General features: G+C 70.6%; 22 protein-coding genes. 9 read left to right on the forward strand and 13 right to left on the reverse strand.

What is annotated here, in order from left to right; translation table 11 throughout:
• The first annotated feature begins 117 nt into the window (after positions 1 to 117).
• Both KCH48_RS19965 and KCH48_RS19970 read left to right on the forward strand, forming a co-directional pair.
• Positions 118 to 561, forward strand: a complete 444-nt coding sequence (locus tag KCH48_RS19965; protein ID WP_210575906.1) for a hypothetical protein — start codon at positions 118 to 120, stop codon at positions 559 to 561.
• A gap of 190 nt (positions 562 to 751) precedes the next feature.
• A complete protein-coding gene (locus KCH48_RS19970) occupies positions 752 to 2,608 on the forward strand; it encodes an ABC transporter ATP-binding protein (protein ID WP_246885592.1) in 1,857 nt (618 codons plus the stop codon).
• Between the two features lie 9 nt (positions 2,609 to 2,617).
• Here KCH48_RS19970 and KCH48_RS19975 read toward each other — a convergent pair whose 3' ends face one another.
• From KCH48_RS19975 to KCH48_RS20000, 6 genes are all read right to left on the reverse strand, one after another.
• Entirely contained in the window at positions 2,618 to 2,803 is a 186-nt protein-coding gene (locus KCH48_RS19975; RefSeq protein WP_210575910.1) for a hypothetical protein, read from the reverse strand.
• Between the two features lie 153 nt (positions 2,804 to 2,956).
• Positions 2,957 to 3,646: a DUF899 domain-containing protein gene (locus KCH48_RS19980; protein ID WP_210575913.1), complete on the reverse strand. Its 690-nt coding sequence runs from the start codon at positions 3,644 to 3,646 to the stop codon at positions 2,957 to 2,959.
• A 219-nt stretch (positions 3,647 to 3,865) separates the two neighbouring features.
• Positions 3,866 to 5,224 (reverse strand): amidohydrolase, encoded by a 1,359-nt coding sequence (locus KCH48_RS19985; RefSeq protein ID WP_210575915.1) that lies wholly within the window; start codon positions 5,222 to 5,224, stop codon positions 3,866 to 3,868.
• Between the two features lie 230 nt (positions 5,225 to 5,454).
• Complete coding sequence (locus KCH48_RS19990) at positions 5,455 to 7,317, reverse strand: FUSC family protein (protein ID WP_210575917.1); 1,863 nt, start codon at positions 7,315 to 7,317, stop codon at positions 5,455 to 5,457.
• A 182-nt stretch (positions 7,318 to 7,499) separates the two neighbouring features.
• A complete protein-coding gene (locus KCH48_RS19995; protein WP_210575920.1) occupies positions 7,500 to 8,315 on the reverse strand; it encodes a nucleotidyltransferase domain-containing protein in 816 nt (271 codons plus the stop codon).
• Between the two features lie 77 nt (positions 8,316 to 8,392).
• The gene (locus tag KCH48_RS20000; RefSeq protein WP_210575923.1) at positions 8,393 to 10,291 is read right to left on the reverse strand and encodes a toll/interleukin-1 receptor domain-containing protein; all 1,899 of its coding nucleotides are present in this window, start codon (positions 10,289 to 10,291) and stop codon (positions 8,393 to 8,395) included.
• Positions 10,292 to 10,329: 38 nt separating this feature from the next.
• On the opposite strand from KCH48_RS20000, the gene KCH48_RS20005 reads away from it, so the two are divergent.
• The 5 genes from KCH48_RS20005 (at position 10,330) to KCH48_RS20025 (ending at position 13,913) form a co-directional block, all read left to right on the forward strand.
• Positions 10,330 to 10,962 (forward strand): hypothetical protein, encoded by a 633-nt coding sequence (locus KCH48_RS20005; protein ID WP_210575926.1) that lies wholly within the window; start codon positions 10,330 to 10,332, stop codon positions 10,960 to 10,962.
• Positions 10,963 to 11,137: 175 nt separating this feature from the next.
• Entirely contained in the window at positions 11,138 to 11,857 is a 720-nt protein-coding gene (locus KCH48_RS20010) for a hypothetical protein (protein WP_246885545.1), read from the forward strand.
• 65 nt (positions 11,858 to 11,922) lie between these two features.
• Complete coding sequence (locus KCH48_RS20015; protein WP_210575929.1) at positions 11,923 to 12,936, forward strand: GNAT family N-acetyltransferase; 1,014 nt, start codon at positions 11,923 to 11,925, stop codon at positions 12,934 to 12,936.
• Positions 12,937 to 12,984: 48 nt separating this feature from the next.
• Complete coding sequence (locus KCH48_RS20020) at positions 12,985 to 13,404, forward strand: RidA family protein (protein WP_210575931.1); 420 nt, start codon at positions 12,985 to 12,987, stop codon at positions 13,402 to 13,404.
• Positions 13,401 to 13,913, forward strand: a complete 513-nt coding sequence (locus KCH48_RS20025) for a GNAT family N-acetyltransferase (RefSeq protein ID WP_246885546.1) — start codon at positions 13,401 to 13,403, stop codon at positions 13,911 to 13,913. The genes KCH48_RS20020 and KCH48_RS20025 overlap by 4 nt, the downstream gene beginning before the upstream one ends.
• A gap of 15 nt (positions 13,914 to 13,928) precedes the next feature.
• Here KCH48_RS20025 and KCH48_RS20030 read toward each other — a convergent pair whose 3' ends face one another.
• The gene (locus KCH48_RS20030) at positions 13,929 to 14,648 is read right to left on the reverse strand and encodes an aspartate/glutamate racemase family protein (RefSeq protein ID WP_210575933.1); all 720 of its coding nucleotides are present in this window, start codon (positions 14,646 to 14,648) and stop codon (positions 13,929 to 13,931) included.
• Positions 14,649 to 14,653: 5 nt separating this feature from the next.
• On the reverse strand, positions 14,654 to 16,132 hold the full coding sequence (locus KCH48_RS20035; protein WP_210575935.1) for an NCS1 family nucleobase:cation symporter-1: 1,479 nt from the start codon (positions 16,130 to 16,132) through the stop codon (positions 14,654 to 14,656).
• Positions 16,133 to 16,336: 204 nt separating this feature from the next.
• Here KCH48_RS20035 and KCH48_RS20040 point away from each other — a divergent pair, with 204 nt between their 5' ends.
• On the forward strand, positions 16,337 to 17,002 hold the full coding sequence (locus KCH48_RS20040; protein WP_210575938.1) for a GntR family transcriptional regulator: 666 nt from the start codon (positions 16,337 to 16,339) through the stop codon (positions 17,000 to 17,002).
• A 15-nt stretch (positions 17,003 to 17,017) separates the two neighbouring features.
• Here KCH48_RS20040 and pip read toward each other — a convergent pair whose 3' ends face one another.
• Both pip and KCH48_RS20050 read right to left on the reverse strand, forming a co-directional pair.
• Positions 17,018 to 17,980, reverse strand: coding sequence for a prolyl aminopeptidase (pip, locus tag KCH48_RS20045; protein ID WP_210575939.1), 963 nt, complete (start codon positions 17,978 to 17,980; stop codon positions 17,018 to 17,020).
• Positions 17,981 to 18,029: 49 nt separating this feature from the next.
• A complete protein-coding gene (locus KCH48_RS20050) occupies positions 18,030 to 18,725 on the reverse strand; it encodes a uracil-DNA glycosylase (RefSeq protein ID WP_210575941.1) in 696 nt (231 codons plus the stop codon).
• 109 nt (positions 18,726 to 18,834) lie between these two features.
• Between KCH48_RS20050 and KCH48_RS20055 the strand changes: the two genes are divergently transcribed.
• Complete coding sequence (locus tag KCH48_RS20055; RefSeq protein ID WP_246885547.1) at positions 18,835 to 19,485, forward strand: RNA-binding S4 domain-containing protein; 651 nt, start codon at positions 18,835 to 18,837, stop codon at positions 19,483 to 19,485.
• A 64-nt stretch (positions 19,486 to 19,549) separates the two neighbouring features.
• On the opposite strand, the gene KCH48_RS20060 is transcribed toward KCH48_RS20055, so the two are convergent.
• The 3 genes from KCH48_RS20060 to KCH48_RS20070 all read right to left on the reverse strand — a co-directional run bounded on the left by KCH48_RS20060 (position 19,550) and on the right by KCH48_RS20070 (position 21,829).
• Entirely contained in the window at positions 19,550 to 20,026 is a 477-nt protein-coding gene (locus tag KCH48_RS20060; RefSeq protein WP_210575942.1) for a DoxX family protein, read from the reverse strand.
• Positions 20,027 to 20,116: 90 nt separating this feature from the next.
• On the reverse strand, positions 20,117 to 20,818 hold the full coding sequence (locus tag KCH48_RS20065) for a bifunctional 2-polyprenyl-6-hydroxyphenol methylase/3-demethylubiquinol 3-O-methyltransferase UbiG (protein WP_210575943.1): 702 nt from the start codon (positions 20,816 to 20,818) through the stop codon (positions 20,117 to 20,119).
• A gap of 99 nt (positions 20,819 to 20,917) precedes the next feature.
• A complete protein-coding gene (locus tag KCH48_RS20070; RefSeq protein WP_210575944.1) occupies positions 20,918 to 21,829 on the reverse strand; it encodes an acyltransferase domain-containing protein in 912 nt (303 codons plus the stop codon).
• Positions 21,830 to 21,836 lie beyond the last annotated feature (7 nt).

Genomic DNA, 21,836 nt, shown 5'->3' on the forward strand with positions numbered 1-21,836 from the left:
ACGCGACACATACGCGCGTGACAAGTACGACGGACACAGTCAGTACGACGCCCACCAAGCGTCGCGGCACCACGGCCACGCGGCACGCGCCCACGACAGTCACGGGGCGGGGGCCGAATGACTGTAGGCGCTGGTCACAGCGGCGGCCGGGTGCTGACCCTGGACACGGTGGTCCGCCTACGCCGCGGACTGCACACCCCCGTGGCACCCCGGCGGCTCCCCGTCCCCGAGGGCATGACCGCCCCCCTCGGCTGTGACGCGGTGGCGGTGCCGGCCCGCCTCGGCCCGCTGGTGCTGCCCCGGCTGCCCCGCGTGGGCTGCGTCTACGCCGACGACGCGCACTGGTGGTGGATCGTTCCGTCCGACTCCGACTACGCCCTGGAGTGGCCGGCCCCCGTGCGCTACGCCACCGGCGCCCTGATCACCGACGCCCCGCAGGCCCCGGACCTGATCCATCGGCCGGACGGCGAAGTGCCGTACACCCCGCCGATCCCGCTCTATCTGGCCCTGTGCCGGGTGACGGGCACGACCCCCGACTGGTCGCGTTCGGTGAGCGCGTAAGCACAGGGCGTACGCCCGCGTGCTTCGGCCTCTCCCGTCTGCGCTCTCCCCCTGGGGCATATGTCCCGCGATAGTGGCCGTCGTCCACGATCGGGGGAGGTCCACGGTGGTCGGCAGGAAACACGACGCGGAGAAATCCGAGGTCTCCGAATCCGAGCAGCTGCTCTTCGGCGGCCCGTTGCGCTACGACATGGGCTGGAACCAGCACCGTGACGCGTTCCTGGAGCTGAACTTCCGGGCCATGGTGGCGCGGCTGCCCGGCATGCTGGCCTCCAGTTTCCGGCTTGCCTGGCAGGCCGACCGGCGGGCCGCGCGAACCGTGCTGGCGGCCGAGGTCGCCCGCGGTATGGCGCAGGCGGTGAGTCTGCTCGCGGTCAACAGCGTGCTGGGCCGCCTGCTGGCGGGCGGCGCCATCGAGGACCGGCTGCGCGGAGCGGCCCCCGCGCTGATCACGGTGGCCGCCGTGATGTTCGTATCGGCGCTGCTGCGGGCGGCGTCGACGTACGCCACCGGACGGCTCGAGCCGAAGGTGGAGCGCGTGGCCACCGAGCGGTATCTGGAACGGGCGGCGGCCGTGGAACTGGCCGCGATCGAGGACCATACGTTCCACAAGCTGCTGGACACCGCGCAGTACGGCGCTCAGTCGGCCCGGCGCATGATCTCGTACAGCACCCGCGTGGTGAACGCGATGATCTCGCTGATCGCGGCGGCCGGTGTGCTGACCGTCCTGCATCCGGCGCTGCTCCCGCTCCTGGCGACGATGACGCTGCCGAGCGCGTGGAGCGCCCTGACGAACGCGCGGCGGCGGTACGAGTCCTTCCACACCTGGGTGCAGCACGCCCGCGCGGGGCACCTGATCAGCAGTCTGCTCACCGAACCCGCGGCGGCGCCGGAGATCCGGCTGCACGGCGTCGGCCCGTTCCTGCTGCGCCACTTCCGGGCGATGTCGGAGACGGCGGAGGCGGAACAGGCCCGGCTGGCGCGGCTGGCGGCCCGTACGGGGCTGTTCGCGGCGGCGTGGACAGGCATCGCGACGGTGGCGACGTATGCCACGCTCGGCGGGCTGCTGCTCGCCGGGGCGATGGCCCTGTCCGTCGCGGGCACGGCCGTGATCGCGATCCGCACCGGCTCCTCCAGCCTCGACACCCTCGTCCTGGAGGTCAACGCGCTCCACGAGGAGGCGCTGTTCGTGGGCGATCTGCAACGCCTGTACGTCGAGGCGGCCGAACGGGCGATCCCGGTCGGCGGCGACGCGCTCCCGGAGTCGCCCCGCGAGATCCACTTCGAGAACGTGTCGTTCAGCTACCCGGGTGAGTCCACCCGCCCGGCCCTGGACGACGTCACGCTGACCATCCCGCTCGGCCGCATCGTGGCACTCGTCGGCGAGAACGGCTCCGGCAAGACGACCCTGGTGAAGCTGCTCTCGGGCCTGTACACGCCGGACCGGGGCCGGATCCTGTGGGACGGCGTCGACGCGGCGGGCGCGGACCGGCATCAACTCGCCGAGCGTATCGCGATGGTGGCGCAGGACTTCAAGCGCTGGCCGTTCACGGCCCGCGTGAATGTCGCCGTCGGCCGCTCCTCCGCGCCCCTCACCGAGGAACGCCTGGCCGCATCGGTGGCCGAGGCGGGCGCCGAGGATGTTGTCGCCGATCTGCCGCGGGGTCTGGACACCCTGCTGGCCCGGGCCTTCAGCGGCGGTCACGAGCTGTCCGGTGGCCAGTGGCAGCGGCTCGGCATCGCGCGGGCGGCCTACCGGCGCGGCAGCATCCTGATCGTCGACGAGCCGACGGCGGCGCTGGACGCGCGGGCCGAGCTGGAGGTCTTCGAGAAGATCCGCGCCCTGGCCTCCACCGGCCAGACGGTCATCCTCATCACGCACCGCCTGGCATCCGTCCGCCACGCGGACCTGGTGCACGTCCTCGACCAGGGCCGTCTGGTGGAGTCCGGCACCCCGGACGAACTGCTCGCCACCGGCGGCGTCTACGCGGAGCTGTACTCGCTCCAGGCGGATCAGTTCACGACACCGGTGCCGAAGGCGAGCTAGCGCCGGCCATCACGCCGCGATGTCCGTGACGGCGTCACCGCCCCGGAGGATCACCAGGAACGAGTCCGTGGCGAGGTCCATCACGACTTCCGCGGGCAGGCCCTTCAGACGCTGCGCCTGCGCGAACTCCTCCGCCGGCCAGGAGCCTCGCGGCCCACCTGCGGGAAAGCTCTCGAGCACCGTTCGCCCGTTCACCCTGCACCTCCATGTAGCGCTGACTCATAGAGTTAAACGCCAAAGTCGGGGTGAACGCCTCGCGAAGTGACGGTACTGAGACGTAGTTGACACTCGTCCACCACAGGCTGTGAGGACTCTCTCAGCATTTCGGACAAACAATCACTCTGAGCGTCAGCCTTCGTACTCATCGTGATACCGAATGCGCTCACTGCCCGCAGGCGCACCGAGAGCCGACGCGCGCCCCTTGGGCTCCTCCCACTCCTCCTGCCGCCCGAGTGCGGTCAGATCCAGCAGGCTGGTGGTCGATCCGAGCCCGTCGAGCCCGCGTTCATACGTCGAGTAGGTGTGGAAGACGCGATCACGGTCCCGCAGGAAGCAGCTGACGCCGGGCCGCTCGGACAGCTCCCCCTCGTGCTCCAACGTCACCTCGAAGTCATGGTTGAAGTCGCCGCCGTACGACGAGTACCAGGGCAGCGTCCAGCCCATCCGCGCCTTGAACGGCAGGATCTTCGTGTACGGCGCCCGGGACACCGCCGCGAACGTCGTCCCGCGCGCGTGCAGATGCGCGAGATGCCCTATCTGGTCCAGGAACGCGGAGCAGCTGCGACAGCCCGCGTCCCATTCCGGCGCGAACATGAAGTGGTAGACAACGAGTTGCTGCCGCCCCTCGAAAAGGTCCAGCAGCGTGGCCTTACCGTCGCCGCCCTCGAACACGTACTCGGTATCGACCTCGACCATCGGCAGCCCGCGCCGCTCGGCGTTCAGCACATCCCTCGCGCGCGTGGCCGCCTTCTCCTTGAGCAGCAGTTCAGCACGTGCCGCACGCCATGCGTCACGCGACACGATCTCCGGAAGCGACATGACCCCTCCAGTGCGACGGTCCGTTCTGGTTGGTGACTGGAGGAGACTGCGGAACTCATCGCTGCGTCAGGAAGTTTCTTGGTAGTACGGCATCGGCGCCCCGCTCCTTGCTCAACGAGGCCGCCGGGGAGCGCCCGAAGGGGCGCGGGGAACTGCGCGACCAGCCACAACACAGCCGCAGATAACCCACGACCCATCTCGGCACCCCCCCGCGGAGCGCTACGTGTCGTACTCCTGGATGCGCTTCCCATGGCTCCGGTCCAGAAGTGCCGGCAGCCGCTCCCCCAACTCCCCCACCACCGCGGCCACATCCAGCGTCAGCAGCTCACGGTCACGCATCAGGACCCGGCCGTCGACGATCGTCGTGCGGACGTCGGCGGACCGCGCGCTGTGCACCAGGGTCGCGGCGAGGTCGTGCACGGGCTGGGTGTGCGGGCCGGTGAGGTCGACGAGGATGATGTCGGCGCGGCGGCCCGGTGCAATGCTGCCCAGCTCGTCCCCCAGCCCGACGGCCCGTGCGCTCTGCAGGGTCGCGTGGTGCAGGGCTTGCCGGGACGTCAGCCAGCGCGGATCGCCCTGGGTCGACTTCTGGATGAGGGCGGTGAGCGCCATCGACTCCCATACGTCGAGGGAGTTGTTGGAGGCGGCGCCGTCCGTGGCGAGCCCGACGGGGACGCCGATGTCGTACAGCGCGCGCACGGGTGTGGTGTCGGGCCACGCGAACTTGAGATAGCCGCGCGGTGCGGAGGCGACGGCGATGCGTCCGCCGGCGCGCTCCAGGACGGGCAGGTCGCGGTCGAGGATGCCGGTGCCGTGGGCGATGAGGAGGTCGGTGTCGAGGAGCCCGGTCGCGGCGAGGACGTCGATGGGGGTACGGCCGTGGCGGGCGAGGCTGGTGTCAGCCTGGTCGCGGTTCTCGGCGGCGTGGATGTGGACGGGGAGGCCGTGCTCGCGGGCGAGCGCGGCGGTGGCGGCGAGGTCGGCGTCGTCGACGGTGTAGGGGGCGTGCGGGGCGAGTGTGGTGGTGATACGGCCGCCCGCGCCTCCCCGGTGCCGCAGCGCGAACTCCAGGGATTTCTCCCGCCCTTGAGGACCCTGGGAGGAGAAGAAGGCCTCGCCGAGATGCGCCCGCATCCCGCATTCGTCGACCACGGCGGCGACCGCGTCCATGGCGAAGTAGTGATCGGCGAAGCAGGTGACACCGCCGCGGATCATCTCGGCACAGGCGAGCCGCGTCCCCAACTCCACGTCCTTTTCCGTGAGGTTGGACTCGATGGGCCAGACGACGTCGTTGAACCACTCCTCGGTCGGCAGGTCCTCGGCGACACCGCGCAGCGCGACCATCGGGGCGTGTGTGTGGCAGTTGACGAGCCCGGGCATCGCGACCTGTCCGCGGGCGTCGATCCGTTCCCGCGCCGCCAGCCCTCCGGCGTCGGCGGCGCCGGTGACCGCCTCGACGAGACCGTCCCGTACGACGATGGCGGCGTCTTCCTCGAACCCGATCCGCTCGTGATCGTCGTGCACGAGGACGGCGCATCCGGTGATGATGAGATCAGCTTCCACGGGAGAAGGCGTCATTGGGCCAACGTACGACGGTGTCGTGCGGATGGGGGTCCCCCCGGTTCGAGCGAAGTCGAGAACTGGGGGAGTGAGCCGAACCGCGCATCCCGTCGCGGCCCTGTCGTGGGGCGGCTTCGTACGAGACGAAGCCGGCCGCCCTCACGCACAGGACCTGATCGCGATGGTGGGCGGCACCTGGCACACCGCGCTCTCCCAGCACGGCGAGGGAAGTCTGATACGGCCAAGAGCTATACGGCGAGGGGAAGTTCAGGCATCCGCAGCCCCACGCGCGCGCGGCCCTCGGCGAGTTCGTCGAGCAGGGCGGCCAGGCGTTCGATGTGCCGCGCGGTGAGCCGGCCGGAGTCGTCGAGGTGCACGGCGCACGCGGTGGTCGTGTCGACAATCCGTTCGAGTACGACGACGATCTCGTCGGCCCCTTCCGAGTGCCGAGCGAGCGCGGGGAGTTCGGCGGCGGCGAGGGCGATGGCGGTACGGGCTTCGGCGAGCGTGCGGTAGGCCTCGCGGCGGAGGGTCCAGCGGAGGGGGCGGGAGTCCGAGCCGTTCAGGACGTGTGTCAGATAGGCGTGCGCCGCATCCTCCGCCGCCACCAGCCGGGCCCGTACTCCTCCACCCCGCTGCCCCGGCATCGGCAGGTGTCCCACGACCAGCACGATGGCGCAGGCCAGCAGTGTCTCGCCGATGCGGCTCCAGGAGGCCGGGGGCTCACCGCCGACCATCACCAGGGCGAGGACGAGGACGGTGACGACGGCGGTCTGGGCGGCGAAGTGCCGCGTGGCGACGGGGATCAGGGCACCGCTGAGAGCCACGAGCGCGATGAGCCCTCCGGGCTGGGGCAGCACCGCGGCGAACCCGGCGAAGACGACAGCCCCGAGGACCGTCCCCGCGGCCCGGCACAGAACGCGTGAGACGAGCGGCCCGAGGTCGGGCTTGACGAGGAAGACGGCGGTCGCGGGCAGCCAGTACCAGTGCTCGTGCTGCCCGTACCACTGGGCGTGATGCAGTGCCTGGGCGATGGCGGCGCTGGCCCCGAAGCACAGAGCGACGCGCAACCCGTACTCCCGCCCGCCGGCCCCGAAGACGCTGCGGAGGAGCGCCCGCGGGGACCGACGACGGGTGGGCAGGTCGCGTCCCTCGCCCTGGTCGAACACCTCGGCAGCGTGCAGGAGGGCGTCATCGAGGGCGCGCAGCGCGGGCGCGGACCGGTTGGGCGCGGGCAACGGCCCGGTGTGCGTGTTCCCGCGCACGGCGGCAGCGAGCCGCCGCGGACCTTCGGAGGCACGCGCCGACACACCCTCCCCGCCCCAGGCCAACGCGGTGGCCGCCTCCGCGAGGGGCAGCGCGGCTGCGTACTGCGCCCGCAGCCGCCGCTCGGCCGCGGAACTGGCGTACCGGCGGAGCCGTGGCCCGGCGAGAGCGTCCTGCGCATGATCGAGGGCGGCGGTGAGGGAGACGCGACGGGCGGTCGCCGCGGAGGACCCGACGGCCTCGAGAAGTCCGGCAACGGCGTCGTACACAGCGGCGACCGCCTTCCGCTCCCCGTCGAACCGATAGTCCCCGACGATCGCACCGGGCGTGGGAAGGAGCAGCCGCAGCGCGAGCAGCCACCCCGCTCCGGCGACGAAGGCAAGGGCCCGCAGCCACCCCGGCTCGGGCAACGGCATCCCGGCCCCGATGGCGGCCGCGACCAGCAGCTGCGTACCCGCGGAGGAGGCGACGGGGCCGACGGCACTGATGCCTCCGGCGACGAGCCCGAGGCCGGTGAGGATCAAGGTCAGTACGAAGACGCCCGTGCTGTGACCGGCGTACGTCCCGACGAGCATCCCGCCCGCTCCCGCGACCGCGGGCACCCCGAGCCGCCTGACGGACGCCCGCCGACTCCCCGGCCGGTCGTTGATCCCGGCGAGCATGGCGGCGACGGCGGCGACGACACCGAGGGAGGCACGGTCGACCAGGACGGCCAGGAGCAGAAGCGGACCGGCGGACAGCGCCCCACGCGTCACCGCCATCCAGGGCACCGGGCCGCGCTGAGCACGGAGAGCATGGGCGAGCCAGGGCGGGAGGACGAACGACGCGAACGCGGGGCGTGACACAGGGCTCCTGTCGGGACGAGGGCGCGGGCTTTGCCTTCGGGCGACGGTGGCCGGGCTTTGGGGTGTGTGGGGCTTCTGCTGTGTGTGGCTTCTACGGTAGATCGGGTTCCTGGAGGGGATGGAACGGTCGTATTTCGGGAGTGTGACGGTTGGCAGGAAGAGCGCGATCTTTATGAACGCAATCAACCGTCCAAGGGTTCCCGGTCAGGAGTGGACGGGTGATCCCCCCTCAGCGGTGAGACGCGCGCCCGCAAGAGCGATTCTGCCGCCGCTACGGCTCGCCCTATCGCATCGGGGGTCACTCCGATGGAGGCGATGATGTCGTCGACCCCCCGCAGGCCCGCCCGCTCCAACAGTCGCTTCTCGTTCGTCACCCACTCCCCTCGCGCCGCGAGCACGGCGTGCCCCGCCTGAACAGCCGCGACCGCGATGGCACCCGCGACCTCCGTACGACGACCGGCGGGCGCATGGTTGGTTCTGGCGTAGGCGAGGGTCGCCCGGGCGGAGCCGTACCAGCGCTCGTTCGCCGCACGGCGCAGCTTCTCCGGATAGGTCGCCGGCCGGGGCAGTTCACCCCTCAGCACCCGGTTGACCGCCAACTCCGCCACGACCAAGTAGCTCGGAATCCCCGCGAGATGGAACAACAACGGCTCCACCCGGAACCGCCCCTCCTCCGCCTCCGCCAACTCCCGCTCAACCACGTCGAGATCGCGATAGTGCACATCGACGCGCCGCCCGTCGATCGTCAGCCACGCACCCCCGTTGAACACCCCGCCGCCCCAGCCGCCCACCTCCGAGACCTCGCCCTCCCAGCCGACGGCGCGGAGGTCGGCGGGGTCGAAGGGGCCGCGGTAATAGACGGCCAGATCCCAGTCACTCTCCGACGTGTGCGTGCCCTGGGCCCGGGAGCCGCCGAGGGCGACCGCCTGGACGGTGGAGAGGGCGGCGAGGCGGTCGGCCGTGCTGTCGAGGAACTCGGGGTCGGTGAGGGACGGCATGGGGCGCAGCGTACGGAGCCGTCGTACGCGACTCCACGCAATTACGCGCGGGCCTCAACCCGTCTATGCGGGGGGCCTCAACCCGTCGCCGCCACTCCGAAATCCGCCCCGGAGATCCCTCCGAGCCGCTCCGCGATGCGCAGCAACGGCTCCCGCAGCCGCGCCAGTTCGTCCCGCATGGCCGCCGCCTCCGGCCAGGCCGCCTCATGGTCGAGCGGTGCGACCTCCGCCGGACACCGCGCCTCGTAGGCGGCGAGCCGGGGGTGCCAGGTGCCGGTGAAGGGACGGATGGCGTCGTTGATCAAGGAGTACGCCAGGCTCTGCACCGTCGGCGTGCCGCCCTCCGTCCCGCGCTCCAGCCCGATGCTGTACGTGTGCAGCGTCGCGCGCGTGAAGTCGATCAGGGACTTCAGGGAGGTCAGGGCCTCGCGCAGACTGCCGGTGCCCGGTGCCAGTTCCTGCACGCCGATGCGGGTGACCAACTCGACCTGGATGTCGAAGGCGGCCATCCGTTCCGACTCACTGGGTGCTGCCATGGGGGCCTCCCTTCGGCTTCCGGGGAGGCCCAGCGTAACGGGGTCGCGGCGGGCGCACAGGGTGCGCAGGGCGGCGTGCCGGAGGACCTCGGTACGGGCGGGGGCCGGGTCGTGATGGTGCCAGGCGTGCAGGGTGACCGGGTGAAGCTGCCAGCGGCCCTCGGGAGCGGGGGTGACGAGGCTGCGTACGTGGAGTTCGGCGACGCCGTTCTGGGCACGCCGGTGGGCCACCGCACGCGGCACTCGGTCGGTGGCGGCCAGGACGCGCTCCGCGTCCTCGACGGTCAGCGGCAGCGGGTGCAGGGCCGCCGCGCACCGGAGGACATCGGATGCGTCTGCCGTGTCCACGTCCCGGACGAGGGGCGCCGTGACGTCGTCGCCGGCCAGCATGTCAAGAAGGGAGCCGTCCCGGGCGTGCAGACGGTCGTAGAGGGTGCGCGGGTCCTGACCCGCCCGGATCGCACGGCCCAGGAGGGCGAGTGCGAGTGGATGCCCCTCCACCGCCTGAGCGAGCACGTCGTCGCCGATCAGCACGCGCGCGTGCCGCTCGTCGAGCGGTCCTAGGTCGACAGGGGTGCCCAGTCCGTCGTACGCCCGACCGCGCAGCGTGAAGAGCGTGTGGCCGAGCGGGTGCGGTGCGGCCATCGCCGCGACCTCGCGCCGGGTGAGCCGGCAGACGGGGACGGCGTCGACGATCCAGAGGAACGGTTCGCCCATGTCACCGAGGTTCGGGCCGAGTCCGCGCAGCGAGTCCTCGTACGACTCCCCGTTCAGCCAGAAAACCCCGCCCGGGTACGCCGCTTCGAACCGTACGGCGTACTCCTGCGCCAGCAGCGACTTGCCGATCCCCGCCATGCCACGGATCTGAACGGCGTGCGCGGCGGTGCGGCGGCCGGTGACCAGGGGTGCTGTGTGGGCATGCAGCGCGGAATGCACCTGCCACAACTCGGACAGGCGCCCCAGGAATTCAGTGCGCGGCTGGGGCACGCCGGACACCCATCGCCGTACTCCGTGCCGTGCGGGCGTCATCGGACCGTCGAGCCTGGAGACGTGCGCGCGTACGTCGGCCACGACCGCGCCGATGTCGTCGGCCGAGGCGTATCGCGCGTCGCGGAGTTCGACGGGGTGGATGTGGCCGGTTCCCGGTTCGGGGTTGACGACCATGACGCGGCGTCGCGGGTCGCCCTCGCCAAGTCCGGCGAGATACGCGGTGGTCAGCTCCCACTGGCAGGCCTCGCGTTCGGGGTAGCCGGTGGAGTAGTACGCCAGCAGGGCCTTGGAGCGGGCCAGTTCGCGCCGGATGGTGTCACTGATGCCGGTGAAGGACGCGACTCCCGTCTCGTCCGTGAACACCTCAAGACCACCGTCGCGCAGCGCACCTGCGAGCGGACGCACCCGCTCCAAGTCACCGCGGCTGTAGCTGAGGAAGACGTCCCACACGGCGACTTACCCTACTGTGGGTACCGGGGAGGGCGATCATGAGACACAGGCAGCGCAGGCGACGGAGTCCGAGCGGTCCGTCGCAGATCACGGCCAAGCTGACGATTCCCTTCGTCGGCGAGATCTCCGGGACCTGGGAGCCGGCCGAGGCGGAACGCAGCGCGGCCTGGGAGCTGTACCTGGAGCTGATCACCCGGGTGTCGGTCGAGGAACTCGACCGGGACGAGGGCTTCCTGCGCGAAGCGCTGTCCTCCCTCTACACCATCTTCAACACCACTCGCGAGATCCTCCGCCGCTACGGCCCCGAAGTCGCCCCGCCCCTGGCTCCCGGCCATGTCAGCTTCGGCGTCCTCGCCGTGACCGTCCTCAACCGTGTGCTGCGACCGCTGCTCGCGTCGTGGCATCCACGACTGAGCGCGTACGAGTCCCAGCGGCCGGGCGGACGCGATCCGGTGGCCTACGAGCGTGAGTGGGAGCACGCCGACGCGCTGCGCGGCGAGATCGAGGCAGTGCGGCAGTCGTTGGTGTCGCTGGCGCGGACCTTGCAGGAGGTGGCGGGGGTGAGCGATCTGATCGACCTTCCGGCACCGCGGTCTCCGGGCGGGCGAACCGCGGATGGGGGCACCCCCCCCCCGCTGGCCGACGGGGGTCCTGACGGTCCGGGAGCGTGAGCGGGGCCTCGAAGCCTGGCACTTCATGTCGGTGTCCTGACACACAGCACCCTCAGCCCTCCAGCCCTGCAGCCTTCGGCCCTCCGGTTCGGCCGGGGCGATTGTCAGTGGCGTGCGCTCTAATGGATCTAGTCGTCACAGAGCGTGACGGATGAGAGCGCTACGGGGGTGCGCGATGACGATGCTGGAGCGGGACGAGGGCTGGGACGACGGCAGGGACGAGGGCGGTCGGGAACACGGTGCGGAGAATGGCGGCGGTCTGCGGTCGACGCGGGCGCACATCTCGGCGGCCGGGCTGCGTGCCCGTGGGTGGACGCCGGGAATGGTGCGCCGACTGCTCGGTGAGCCCGATCTCTTGCGGGTCAATCCGCACTTCCGGGCGGCCCCGCAGATTCGGCTCTACCTCGTCGAGCGGGTGGAATCCGCCGAGCGGAGCGAGGAGTTCCGGGCGGTGGCGGCGGCAGCCGCGCGACGCTCCGTGTCGGCGAAAGCGGCAGCCCAGCGCCGTCGGCAGGAGGTGCTGGCCCGGATCGCGGCGGAGCCGGTCGATGTGCCACGGCTGGCCGAGCGGAAGCTGGCGGCCATGGCAGTCGATCACTACAACTGCCAGGACGGCAAAAGGAGTTACGAGAGGTGGGGGCACAGTGCCGACCCCGCCACAGCCGACGGTGCCGACCCTCCCGACCTCGACCGATGGAAGGTCGACTACCTCCGCCATCGCCTCACCCGCTACGACGAGCTCCTGAGCGGACTGCACGGCAGCACCGGCCGCGCGGCGGCCGAGGACCTGCTCAGGCGACGCGTCTACACCGCCATCACCGAGGCGTACCCACACCTTGCACAGGAGTGCGAACGGCAGCTGCGTGAACGGGAGTGGGGTCCACCGCCGGAATGACATCTCCGGGCGAGGATCCGGCAGCGCCTGCGCCGTCGGCCGAGGTGAACCTAGCCTCCGGGCCCATGAAGGATGATCAAGCTCTCCGCGTGCACGACCGTCTGGCGGCCTCCCCCTGGCTGCGCCCCGTCACCTTCGGTGAGGGCCGCCGGTTCGGTCTCTGGGATCTCGCCTCACTCGCCGAGGGCGCACTCGGCACCTGCGTCGACCCGGACTCGCTCACGGTGTCGGGCGAGAAGGGCTTACGTGTCCGACTGGGCTCGTCGGGGCGCGAGTACAGGTACGACGAGGATTTCGGAAGGAGGTACTGGATTCGGACACCCGGTGGCGGGTACGGCACGGCGGGGACCGTCGCCGTGGACACCTGGCCCATCGGCGCGGGCGCGTTGCGACTCTCCTCGCTCTACGTCCATCCCGTGGCCCGGCGTCGGGGAATCGCGTCGGCCGTCCTGGACATGGTGTACGACGCCTGCCGCGCCGAAGGGCTGCACGGGTTCCGTCTGGACACGCACTGGACCTGGCAGCGGACCGTCCGCTACTACCTCGGCCGGGGTTTGTGGCTCACGTCCTGGAAGCACGCGCTGGGGTTCGCCAGGCTTTCGTATCTGCCCCGGTATGAAGTGATGGAGGCGGATGGCGAGTTGACGTTCCTGATCGCCGACTCGGACGGACCGGGCGGAGGGTCCACGGACGGCATGTCCACGGACGGCGGGCCCACGGCGATGGTCCCGCTCCTCGTGGCCGGGAACGCCGGCGGGCGGCTCCGCCTGCGGGAGACAGAGCGGTACCGGCGTATGCGGGATGAGCGCGATGCCGTACGCCTGTATGCGCGTTCGACGCTGGCGCTGCACCTCGCGGTGCGGGGTTGGCCGTTGGTGCGCGGGGAGGAGGAGTGGTCCGAGGCCGCATGGTCGTGTGACATCGGTGAGCCGGAGGGGCTCGCCTACAAGATCGGGATCTTCGAGCGGGTTGCCCGGGAGGAGGGCTGGTGTGTGGAGAGCCCGTATGCGGACGGCCGGGTTGTGCCGTTCGGGGAGCGGTTCGGCGAGCGGGAAAATTCGGATGCCGTACCCGGGTGACAGCACGGATGATCGGCAGGTTGCCCGTTCACCGCACGAGGAGCCGCCGTGATCCAGCGCGTCACCGTCCCGAGCCTCTTTTCTCCGCCGACCTACTCCCACGCCTCCGTCGTCGAGGCCGGCACGAAGCTCGCGTTCCTTGCCGGGGCCGTGCCGCTCGACGCCGAGGGGAAGCTGGTCGGGGAGGGGGATCCCGTGCGACAGGCCGAGCAGGTGATCGCCAACCTGCGTGCGCAACTGCGGGCGGTCGGGAGTGACTTGGCCCATGTCGTATCGACCGAGGTGTATGTCGTGAGCGGTGAGAGCGCGGTGCTGTCCGCCGTGTGGAACGTCGTCGAGGCGTCGGGGCTCAGTACGGGACCGCACTCGTCCACACTCCTCGGCGTCGCCTGCCTCGGCTACACCGGGCAGCTGGTCGAGATCACAGCGACGGCCGTCGTCCCTGAGCCGGAAGGGGCGGGCGCATGACGTCCGTTGTCGTCCCGGAACCGGAAGGGGAGCTCATGATGTCCGTCGCCCTCCGCCGGGCCTCCGCCCCGGACGCCCCCGCGGCGGCGGACGTCTGGCTGCGCTCCTACAGCGCCGCCCTGCCCACCGTCCGGCGGGCCCACTCCGACGACGAGATACGCGCGTACTTCCGGGACGTGGTGATACCTCGGGGCACGACCTGGGTCGCGGAGGCCATGGTCGAGAGCGGGGGCGCGGGCGCGGGTGTGGTCGTCGGCATGATGACCCTGGACGGCGAGGAAGTGAACGCGCTGTATCTCGACCCCGATTGGCGAGGGCGGGGCATCGGGGACCGTTTCGTCGCGCTGGCCAAGGAACTCAGCCCCACCGGCCTCACCCTGTGGGCCTTCCAGGTCAACCACCCCGCCCAGCGCTTCTACGAAAGGCACGGCTTCACGGAGGTCCACCGCACCGACGGCAGCGGCAACGAGGAGCGGGAGCCCGATATCCGGTATGCCTGGCGGCCCTGAGCCGGTCACGGGCCGTCACTCCGACGACGACCCCCACACCCTCCTCTTCGGCACCGGCTTCGCATAACTCCCCGCCCTGCTCGTCATCAGCCCCAACCCCACCAGCGACTCCGCCAGCTTCACCGCGGCCCCGACTCCGTCGACAACCGGAATGCCCAGCTTCTCCCCCACAGCCCGCTGCAGTCCCGTCATTCCGGCACACCCCAGCACAAGAACCTCCGCCCCCGCAGCGCACGCCCGCTCGGCCGCCGTCAGGAACGCCGCCTCCGTGCGCTCGGCGTCACCCAGGTCGAGGACGCTCAGCCCCGTTCCCACGACGGCCGCGCAATTGCGCCCGACGCCCGCCGTCTCCAGACTGTCCTCGATCTGCCCGCGCGACCGTTCCAGCGTGGTCACCACCCCGTACCGCCGGCCAAGCAGACACGCCAGATGCGCAGCCGCCTCCGTGATGTCGACGACCGGTACGTCCACCAACTCCCGGACGCCCTCTCGCCCGTGCTCTCCGAAACCGGCCATGACCACTGCGTCGTACGCAGGACCCTCGTACGTCCGCAACGTGTCGAGGACCGCCGCGGCCGACAGATAGCTGTCCAGCCAGCCCTCCGCCGACTCGGGTCCCCACGCGGGGGTCAGCCCGGTCACGGTGGTGCCCGGGCCTGCGGCGGCCCGGGCACCTCGTACGATTTCGGCGGTCATCTCCTGCGTGGTGTTGCAGTTGGTGACGACGATCCGCACGTTCCTCAGACCTCCACGGGCTTCTCGGAAACGGATGCGGGGGCAGCCGCCCGTTCGCTGCGGCACAGCAGCACATAGAGCCCCGCCGCCAACGCGGTGCCGATGAACCACGAGTACGGCGCCACATCGCTGAACGTCTTCACCAGGGCCAGCACCGCCGCGACCCCCGCCGCCGGCAGGAACGCCCACAGCGCCTTGGGATTGACGCCCTTCCTGTAGTAGTAGCGCGAGCCGGGCGTGGCGTCGAACAACTCGTTGACGTCGACCCGGCCGCGCTTGACCCAGTAGTAGTCGACCATGATCACGCCGAAGAGGGGGCCGAGGAAGGCGCCCAGGCCGCCGAGGAAGTACTGGACGACCGTCGGGTTCGAGAAGAGGTTCCACGGCGTCACCAGCAGCGCGGCCACCGTGCTGATCATGCCGCCGATCTTGAAGGTGATCTTCTGGGGCCAGACGTTGGCCAGGTCGTACGCCGGTGAGACGAAGTTGGCGACGATGTTGACGCCCATGGTGGCGATGGCGAAGGTCAGGGCCGCCAGCACCAGCACCCAGGTGTTGCCGACCTTGGCGACCAGCTCCGCCGGGTCGGTGATGGCCTCGCCGAAGACCTCCAGCGAGCCGGCCGTGACGATCACGGACACGACCACGAAGGCGGTCGAGTTGATCGGCAGTCCCCAGAAGTTGCCGCGGCGCACGGTGCGGTAGTCCGGCGCGAAGCGGGAGAAGTCGCAGAAGTTGAGCATCAGGGTGCCGTACGTGGCGAGGATCAGGCCGATCGCGCCGAACCACTGCCGCCACTGCTCGCCGACGGAGACCGGGTGCGGGGTCGAGGTGAGCGAGATGGTCCAGCCGGCCTTGGCCAGGATCCAGACCGCCAGCGCGATCATCACCACCCAGATCGCCGGACCGCAGAAGTCCTGGAACTTCCGCACCGACTCCATGCCCTGGCTGATGATCGCCGCCTGGATCAGCCAGAGAGCCAGGAAGGACACCCAGCCGAGCGCGTCCAGCCCGAGGAAGGAGCTGTGGGTCCAGGACTCCAGGCCCGGCCAGGCGGCGAGCAGCATCACGTTGACCGCGACGGAGGCCAGGTAGGTCTGGATGCCGTACCACATGATGGCGATCACGGCCCTGATCAGCGCGGGGATGTTCGCACCCCAGACGCCGAAGCTGATGCGGCTGATGACCGGGAAGGGCACGCCGTGGCGCTGGCCGATGCTGCCCATCCAGTTCATGCCGATGTAGATGAGCACGAAGCCGACGAGCAGGGACGTGAAGACCTGCCACACGTTCATGCCGAGGACGAGCAGGCCGGCGGCGAAGGTGTAGTTGCCCAGGTTGTGGACGTCGGACATCCACATGGCGAAGAGGTCGAAGACCTTCCAGTTGCGCTTGCCCGCGGGCGCGAGGTCTTCGTTGGTGAGCCGGGGATCGGGGACGAACGCTGCTGTGCCGGTGGCTTCGGCACGGTCGGCGAGGGACACGGGGCCTCCATGGACGGGGGACGGAGGAGGAAGGCTTTCCGGTGGCTTGGTCCGGTAACTGCTTTCCGGTGGCTTGTTTCCGGTCGCTTGGCGACGCGTTTGGTATACCAAACTGCCGACATGGTCCTCCCGTCAACCGTTCCGACCGATGTCGTTGCTGTTAACGCTCCGTAAAACACGCCCTGAGTCGGCGAAGATGGCTCCATGAGCTCCGTGACGAAGATCGAACCCCTCGGCGCGGTTCGCGAGCGCGTCCTGGCGAACCTGCGACAGGAGATCATCGCGGGCCGCCTCCGCCCCGGCGACCGGCTCGTGGAGCGGGAGCTCGCCGAACGTTTCGGCGTCTCCCGCGTACCGGTCCGCGAGGCGATCCGCGCGCTGGTCGCGGAGGGGTTCGTCCACTTCGAGACGCCACGCCGTACTGTCGTCCGCCGGCTGACCCCGAACGACGTCAAGGAACTCTTCGAGCTGCGCGAGGCGCTCGAGGTGTACGCGGCGGGACTGGCCGCCGCGCGCGCGACCCCGCAGGACCTGGCCGAGGTGGAGGAACTGCTCGAGCGCGCCGCCACCGCGACCGAGGCCGGGGACGCGGAGGCGATCACCGACATCAACAGCCGCCTGCACGACCGCATCGTGGCCATGGCCGACAACAGCCTGCTGCTGGAGGCCCTCGAACCCGTCGCCGGCCGCCTGCGCTGGATGACCCGGCGGAACGAGGAATGGCCCCAACTCCTCGTGGAGCACCGCGAGTTGTACGAGGCGATCGCCTCCGGCGACCCGGAGCGAGCCCGCGCTCACGCACTCGCCCACGTGCGGACCAACTACCGCTCGACGGTACGGCAGCTGTTCGGCGAGGCCGAACTCCCCTAGCGCGCCCCGAACCCCCTAGCGCGCCCCGTACTTGTCCGTCGCCGCCACCAGCGCCTCGGCCACCCCCGGCGCCCCGGCATCGTGGCCGACCTCGTCGATCATCACCAACTCGCTTCCCTGCCAGGCGTGATGAAGCCGCCACACGATGCCGAGCAGGTTGCCGAAGTCCAGGCTGCCCTGGACGAGCGTGCCGGGGATGCCTTTGAGCAGGTGCGCATCGCGCAGGACCACGCCCTGGTCGTTGCCCTCGCGCAGGAAGTGGTCGTTGCCCCAGTAGTGCGTGACGGTGCGGGCGAAGCCCAGACGGAACACCGGATCCTCGAACCGCGGCACCGAACGCGGCGGCGCTGGAATCGTCGCCGTCTCCCAGTCGGTCCAGGCCCGCGCGGCCCGCGCCCGCACCTCGGCATCCGGTGACTCGAGCAGCCGGTTGTACGCGGCCGCGAGGTTGCCGTCCCTTTCATCGACGGGCAGTTCACCGACGAACCGCTCGAACGCCGCCGGAAAGATCTTCCCAAGTCCCCTGGTCAGCAGGGCGACTTCGGGATTGGCCCCGGTCGCCACCCCCGTCAGCACCAGCTCCGACACCACCTCGGGATACGTCTGCGCATACCGCAGCCCCAGCACCGACCCCCACGACACGCCCCACACCAGCCACCGCCCGATCCCCAACTCCCGCCGCAGCAGCTCCAGATCGGCGATGAGACGATCCGTCGTATTGACGCCCATGTCGGTCTCATACGCACTCGCCGGCGGCGTCGAACGCCCGCACCCCCGCTGGTCGAGCAGCACGATCCGGTACACGGCGGGGTCGAACAGGCGCCGCGGATACGGCGAACATCCCGATCCCGGACCGCCGTGCAGCACCAGCGCGGGCTTGCCGTGCGGATTGCCGCAGGTCTCCCAGTACACGCGGTTGCCGTCACCGACGTCGAGCATGCCGTGGTCGTACGGTTCGATCTCCGGGTAGAGAGCCATCCGGGCACCTTAATGCCCTTACGAACGGCCTTACGACGGTCAGGTCGCCTCAATTCGCACGGCTCAGGCCCGCCGCCCCGGCCGCCGTGCGCAGTACGTCCCGCAGCATCGCGGGCGTGAGCCGGCCGGTGAAGGTGTTGCGCTGACTGACGTGGAAGCAACCGAAGAGGTCGAGCCCGTCGAGCGGAACCCTGACACCGTGCCCAAAAACGGGACGCGGCCTCGGCACGTTCCACCCGGCCTCCGCGAGCGCGGGCAGCGTGGCCTGCCAGCCGAAAGCACCGAGCACCACCACCGCCCGCACTGTCGGCCGCAGCAGCCTCAGCTCCTGAACGAGCCAGGGGCGGCACGTGTCCCGTTCGCCGGGCGTGGGCTTGTTCGCGGGCGGGGCGCAGTGCACGGGCGCGGTGACGCGGACGCCGTACAGCTCGAGCCCGTCGTCCGCCGACACGGAGCTGGGCTGCGACGCCAGTCCGACGTCGTACAGCGCCTGATACAGCACGTCTCCGGAACGGTCACCCGTGAACATCCGCCCGGTGCGGTTCCCTCCGTGCGCGGCAGGCGCCAGTCCCACGACCAGCAACCGGGCATCCCCCGGCCCGAACCCCGGAACCGGCCGCCCCCAATACGTCCAGTCGGCGAAGGCAGCACGCTTGGTACGGGCCACCTCCTCACGCCAGGCGACCAGCCGCGGGCAGGCCCTACAGCCCGCGACCCGCTGGTCGAGATCGGCGAGGACGTCCATAGTGCAACGGTAGCTCTAGGCCCAAGCTGCCCTCCTGCTCCTCGGGCGCCGGCTTCGCCCCTGGGAAATCCCGGCCGATTCATCCGGTGCGGAGGACTAAGGTCGAGACATGGCTTCGAAGGCTATGGACCACGACGAGACGAACGGCTGGGCGAACGGCGACAGGGGCACGCCCCAGGGACCGGGGAACGAGGGACATGTGGGGCACGAGCGCCCCGCCACCGTCGACGCCCCCACACCCGCCACACCCATCCCCGCCGTCCCGGCCGACGCCAAGACCGCCGCCGCGAACGCCGCCGCCGATGCCGCCCGCCCGCAGAACGGCGAGACCGTCCGCATCGACAGCTGGATCTGGTCCGTACGCCTGGTCAAGACCCGCTCGATGGGCGCCGCCGCCTGCAAGGGCGGCCACGTGCGGGTGAACGGCGAGCGCGTCAAGCCCGCCCATTCGGTCCGCGTCGGCGACGAGGTCCGCCTGCGGCACGAAGGCCGGGAGCGGATCGTCGTCGTCAAGCGCCTGATCCGGAAGCGGGTCGGCGCCCCGGTAGCCGTCCAGTGCTACGTCGACAACAGCCCGCCGCCCCCGCCCCGCGAGGCCGTCGCCCCCGCCGGCATCCGCGACCGGGGCACGGGCCGCCCGACCAAACGAGACCGCCGCGAGCTGGAACGCCTACGGGCGCTGCGCGGACTGAGTGGCCGCGCCACGGGTGACCGCCCCGCAGGAGGCCGCCCCACGGGAGGCCGATCCGAAGACCGCTGATCGCAGGTCCCGGCCTCACAGCAGCAGCCTCCCCGGCCGGCCCTCCCTCACGCCCGTCGTCCCCTCATGCCCGTCGTCGCTCCAGCCGTACCAGCCGCAGAAGCTCCGCGTTGTGCCCTCGCCGAGCCCAGGCGATGAGCGCGAGCGGCACGATGAGGATCAGTGGAGTCGCGGCGTTCTCCCCGTTGAAGTACGTGAGGGTGACGACGAACGCGCCCACCATCAGACCGCTCAGCGCCAACGCCGCCACCGACTGCAGTACCGGAATCAACAGCGCTATGCCTCCGGCCAGTTCGAGGGCGCCGATGATGTACATCCCCGTGCTGCCCCAGCCCATCTCGTTGAAGCCCTCGGCGGCGGTGGGGTGCGCGATCAGCTTGGGCAGTGCGCTCGCGATCACGTAGAAGAGGGCGAGCAGCACCTGCAGGCCGCGCAGGGCGATGCGGGCACGCCGGCCACGGGCGGTCGCGGACTCGGCGATGACGACACGGCGGGACGAGGCGGAAGCGGCGGTGCTGACCGAAGCGGTGGGCTCGGACATCGGGGTCTCCTGTGTGCAGCGGTCCGTGTTGCTGTCACAGAGGTAGACCGGCACCCACTCCAGAACTCATCGCTGCCCGGCGACCCGTACTCAGTCGCCTCCACTCACCCCCCCGGCGGCGGGAACCGCCCGCACCCATATCCGATCGTCCGTCAGGTACTTGTCCACCCTCAGCCCCGCCTCCGCCAACGCCCCCTCGAACTGCTCCTTCGTCAGCGGCCGTGCCAGGAACGTCTGCGTCCAGACCGCGTCCGGGAACTCGTACTCCGCACGCACCGAGTTCACCCCGTCGCCGACCGGCTCCGAGGAGGCGACCCGCACGGTGAAGCCGCTGGGATCGACACGCTCGCGCGGTATGTCCCTGTGGTAGTCCTCTCCCTCCCGTTGGATCAACACGCAGCCCCCGTCGGCCAGATGCCGGACGCACGACCGCAGCAGCCCTCGCCGCACCTCGATGTCACCGGAGTGCACGAGGAACGACGCGAGCAGCACCACGTCAAATCTCTCGCCGAGGTCGAGATCCTCGATCGCGCTGCATAAGGTGCGGGCCCCGCGGACGCGTTCGAGCATCTCCGCGGATTCGTCCACCGCCGTGACCGTGAAGCCGCGTTCCAGCAGCGGATGGGTCATTCGCCCCACGCCGCAGCCCAGCTCCAGGATGTGCGCGCCCGCCGGGACCGCTCCGGCGATGATGTCCGGCTCTCCCCCTACGGGCAGCCGTGAGTAGAACTCGACCGCACAGCCGTCCGGGGTGATCGCCCCGGGTCCCGTCCCCTGATGTCCGCTTCGCATGTTCAGCCCCATGCCCGCACAACGGCCCACATCCGCACGGCCGTTCCCACGCCGCCGGGGTTCACCCGTTCGAGCTATGACCCACTCGATGAGCCCCGCTCACAACGGAAACCACCCGTGCCCGATGTACCAGTGCCCGCCCGCCCGCAGATGATCTCCGACCGCCCGCTCCACCGACGTACGCCGCGGCAGCCTCTCCACCGGCAACTCCGGGTTCCCGAACACGAACTGGACCGGTTCCGTGTCGGCGGTCTCGGTGTCCTGGCGGGCGATCCGGAACCGCTCCTGGAACCGGACGATGTTGGAGTCGGCGGTGAGGTACCGCTTCAACTGCGGGTCCAGCAGCCAGGAGTGACACATCCCCGTCCGGTACTCCTCCTCGGGGTAGTGCTCCGCGAAGAACTCGCGGGCCAGCGCCACCGACCGGTCACACGCGGCCGGGGACAGCGGGCCGAGGAAATCAGGGATGTGAACGTCCAGACAGTACGTGCCGGCGGTCGCGTCCATCCCTGCAGCCGCGAGCTCCGCCGCCGCGCCCTGCCAGAGCCGCGCGCGCTGGAACTGCAACCGCCCCAACTGGTACAGCTCCCCCCGGAAATGAAGGGTGAGCCACTGCGGGGCCTGCACGCCTCCCCTACCGTGCCGTCTGCGGTGGACGGCCATGTTCCGCCCGAGGTCGGCGAGGGTGCGCCGGGAGATGTCGGCGGGAACACCGCGTGCGCGGTGGTATGCGCGCGTGTGCGGAAGCGCCGCGACGAGCACGTACGCGGCGAAGTAGCGGCCCAGCGCTGCGGGCGCCTCGGCGACCCGCTCGCCCAGCTGCAGCCCCTCGCCGTACTCGACGATCTCCCCGATGTCGCGCACCAGTCCCTTGGCGCACTCCTCCAGGAACCGCATCGCCCCCGCGTCGGCGGTAAGTGTGTGCCGCAGGCGGACCAGTTCGTTGATGTCCTCGTGGGGTACCGCAAGGTCGAGCAGGATCTCGGGCAGCGCGTCGGTGTCCGGCAGCACGGTGTGG

Origin of the sequence: Streptomyces sp. GESEQ-4 (genome assembly GCF_017948455.1) — a bacterium.
GTDB lineage: Bacteria > Actinomycetota > Actinomycetes > Streptomycetales > Streptomycetaceae > Streptomyces.

Coding starts and splice junctions, on each gene's coding strand:
- KCH48_RS19995 (WP_210575920.1), bottom strand. CDS start 8,315: ATGCCGTCCCTCACCGACCCCGAGTTCCTCGACAGCACGGCCGACCGC.
- KCH48_RS19970 (WP_246885592.1), top strand. CDS start 752: ATGGGCTGGAACCAGCACCGTGACGCGTTCCTGGAGCTGAACTTCCGG.
- KCH48_RS20025 (WP_246885546.1), top strand. CDS start 13,401: ATGACGTCCGTTGTCGTCCCGGAACCGGAAGGGGAGCTCATGATGTCC.
- KCH48_RS19985 (WP_210575915.1), bottom strand. CDS start 5,224: ATGACGCCTTCTCCCGTGGAAGCTGATCTCATCATCACCGGATGCGCC.
- KCH48_RS20015 (WP_210575929.1), top strand. CDS start 11,923: ATGAAGGATGATCAAGCTCTCCGCGTGCACGACCGTCTGGCGGCCTCC.
- KCH48_RS20005 (WP_210575926.1), top strand. CDS start 10,330: ATGAGACACAGGCAGCGCAGGCGACGGAGTCCGAGCGGTCCGTCGCAG.
- KCH48_RS19980 (WP_210575913.1), bottom strand. CDS start 3,646: ATGTCGCTTCCGGAGATCGTGTCGCGTGACGCATGGCGTGCGGCACGT.
- pip (WP_210575939.1), bottom strand. CDS start 17,980: ATGGCTCTCTACCCGGAGATCGAACCGTACGACCACGGCATGCTCGAC.
- KCH48_RS20060 (WP_210575942.1), bottom strand. CDS start 20,026: ATGTCCGAGCCCACCGCTTCGGTCAGCACCGCCGCTTCCGCCTCGTCC.
- KCH48_RS20055 (WP_246885547.1), top strand. CDS start 18,835: ATGGCTTCGAAGGCTATGGACCACGACGAGACGAACGGCTGGGCGAAC.
- KCH48_RS20050 (WP_210575941.1), bottom strand. CDS start 18,725: ATGGACGTCCTCGCCGATCTCGACCAGCGGGTCGCGGGCTGTAGGGCC.
- KCH48_RS19965 (WP_210575906.1), top strand. CDS start 118: ATGACTGTAGGCGCTGGTCACAGCGGCGGCCGGGTGCTGACCCTGGAC.
- KCH48_RS20040 (WP_210575938.1), top strand. CDS start 16,337: ATGAGCTCCGTGACGAAGATCGAACCCCTCGGCGCGGTTCGCGAGCGC.
- KCH48_RS20065 (WP_210575943.1), bottom strand. CDS start 20,818: ATGCGAAGCGGACATCAGGGGACGGGACCCGGGGCGATCACCCCGGAC.
- KCH48_RS20010 (WP_246885545.1), top strand. CDS start 11,138: ATGACGATGCTGGAGCGGGACGAGGGCTGGGACGACGGCAGGGACGAG.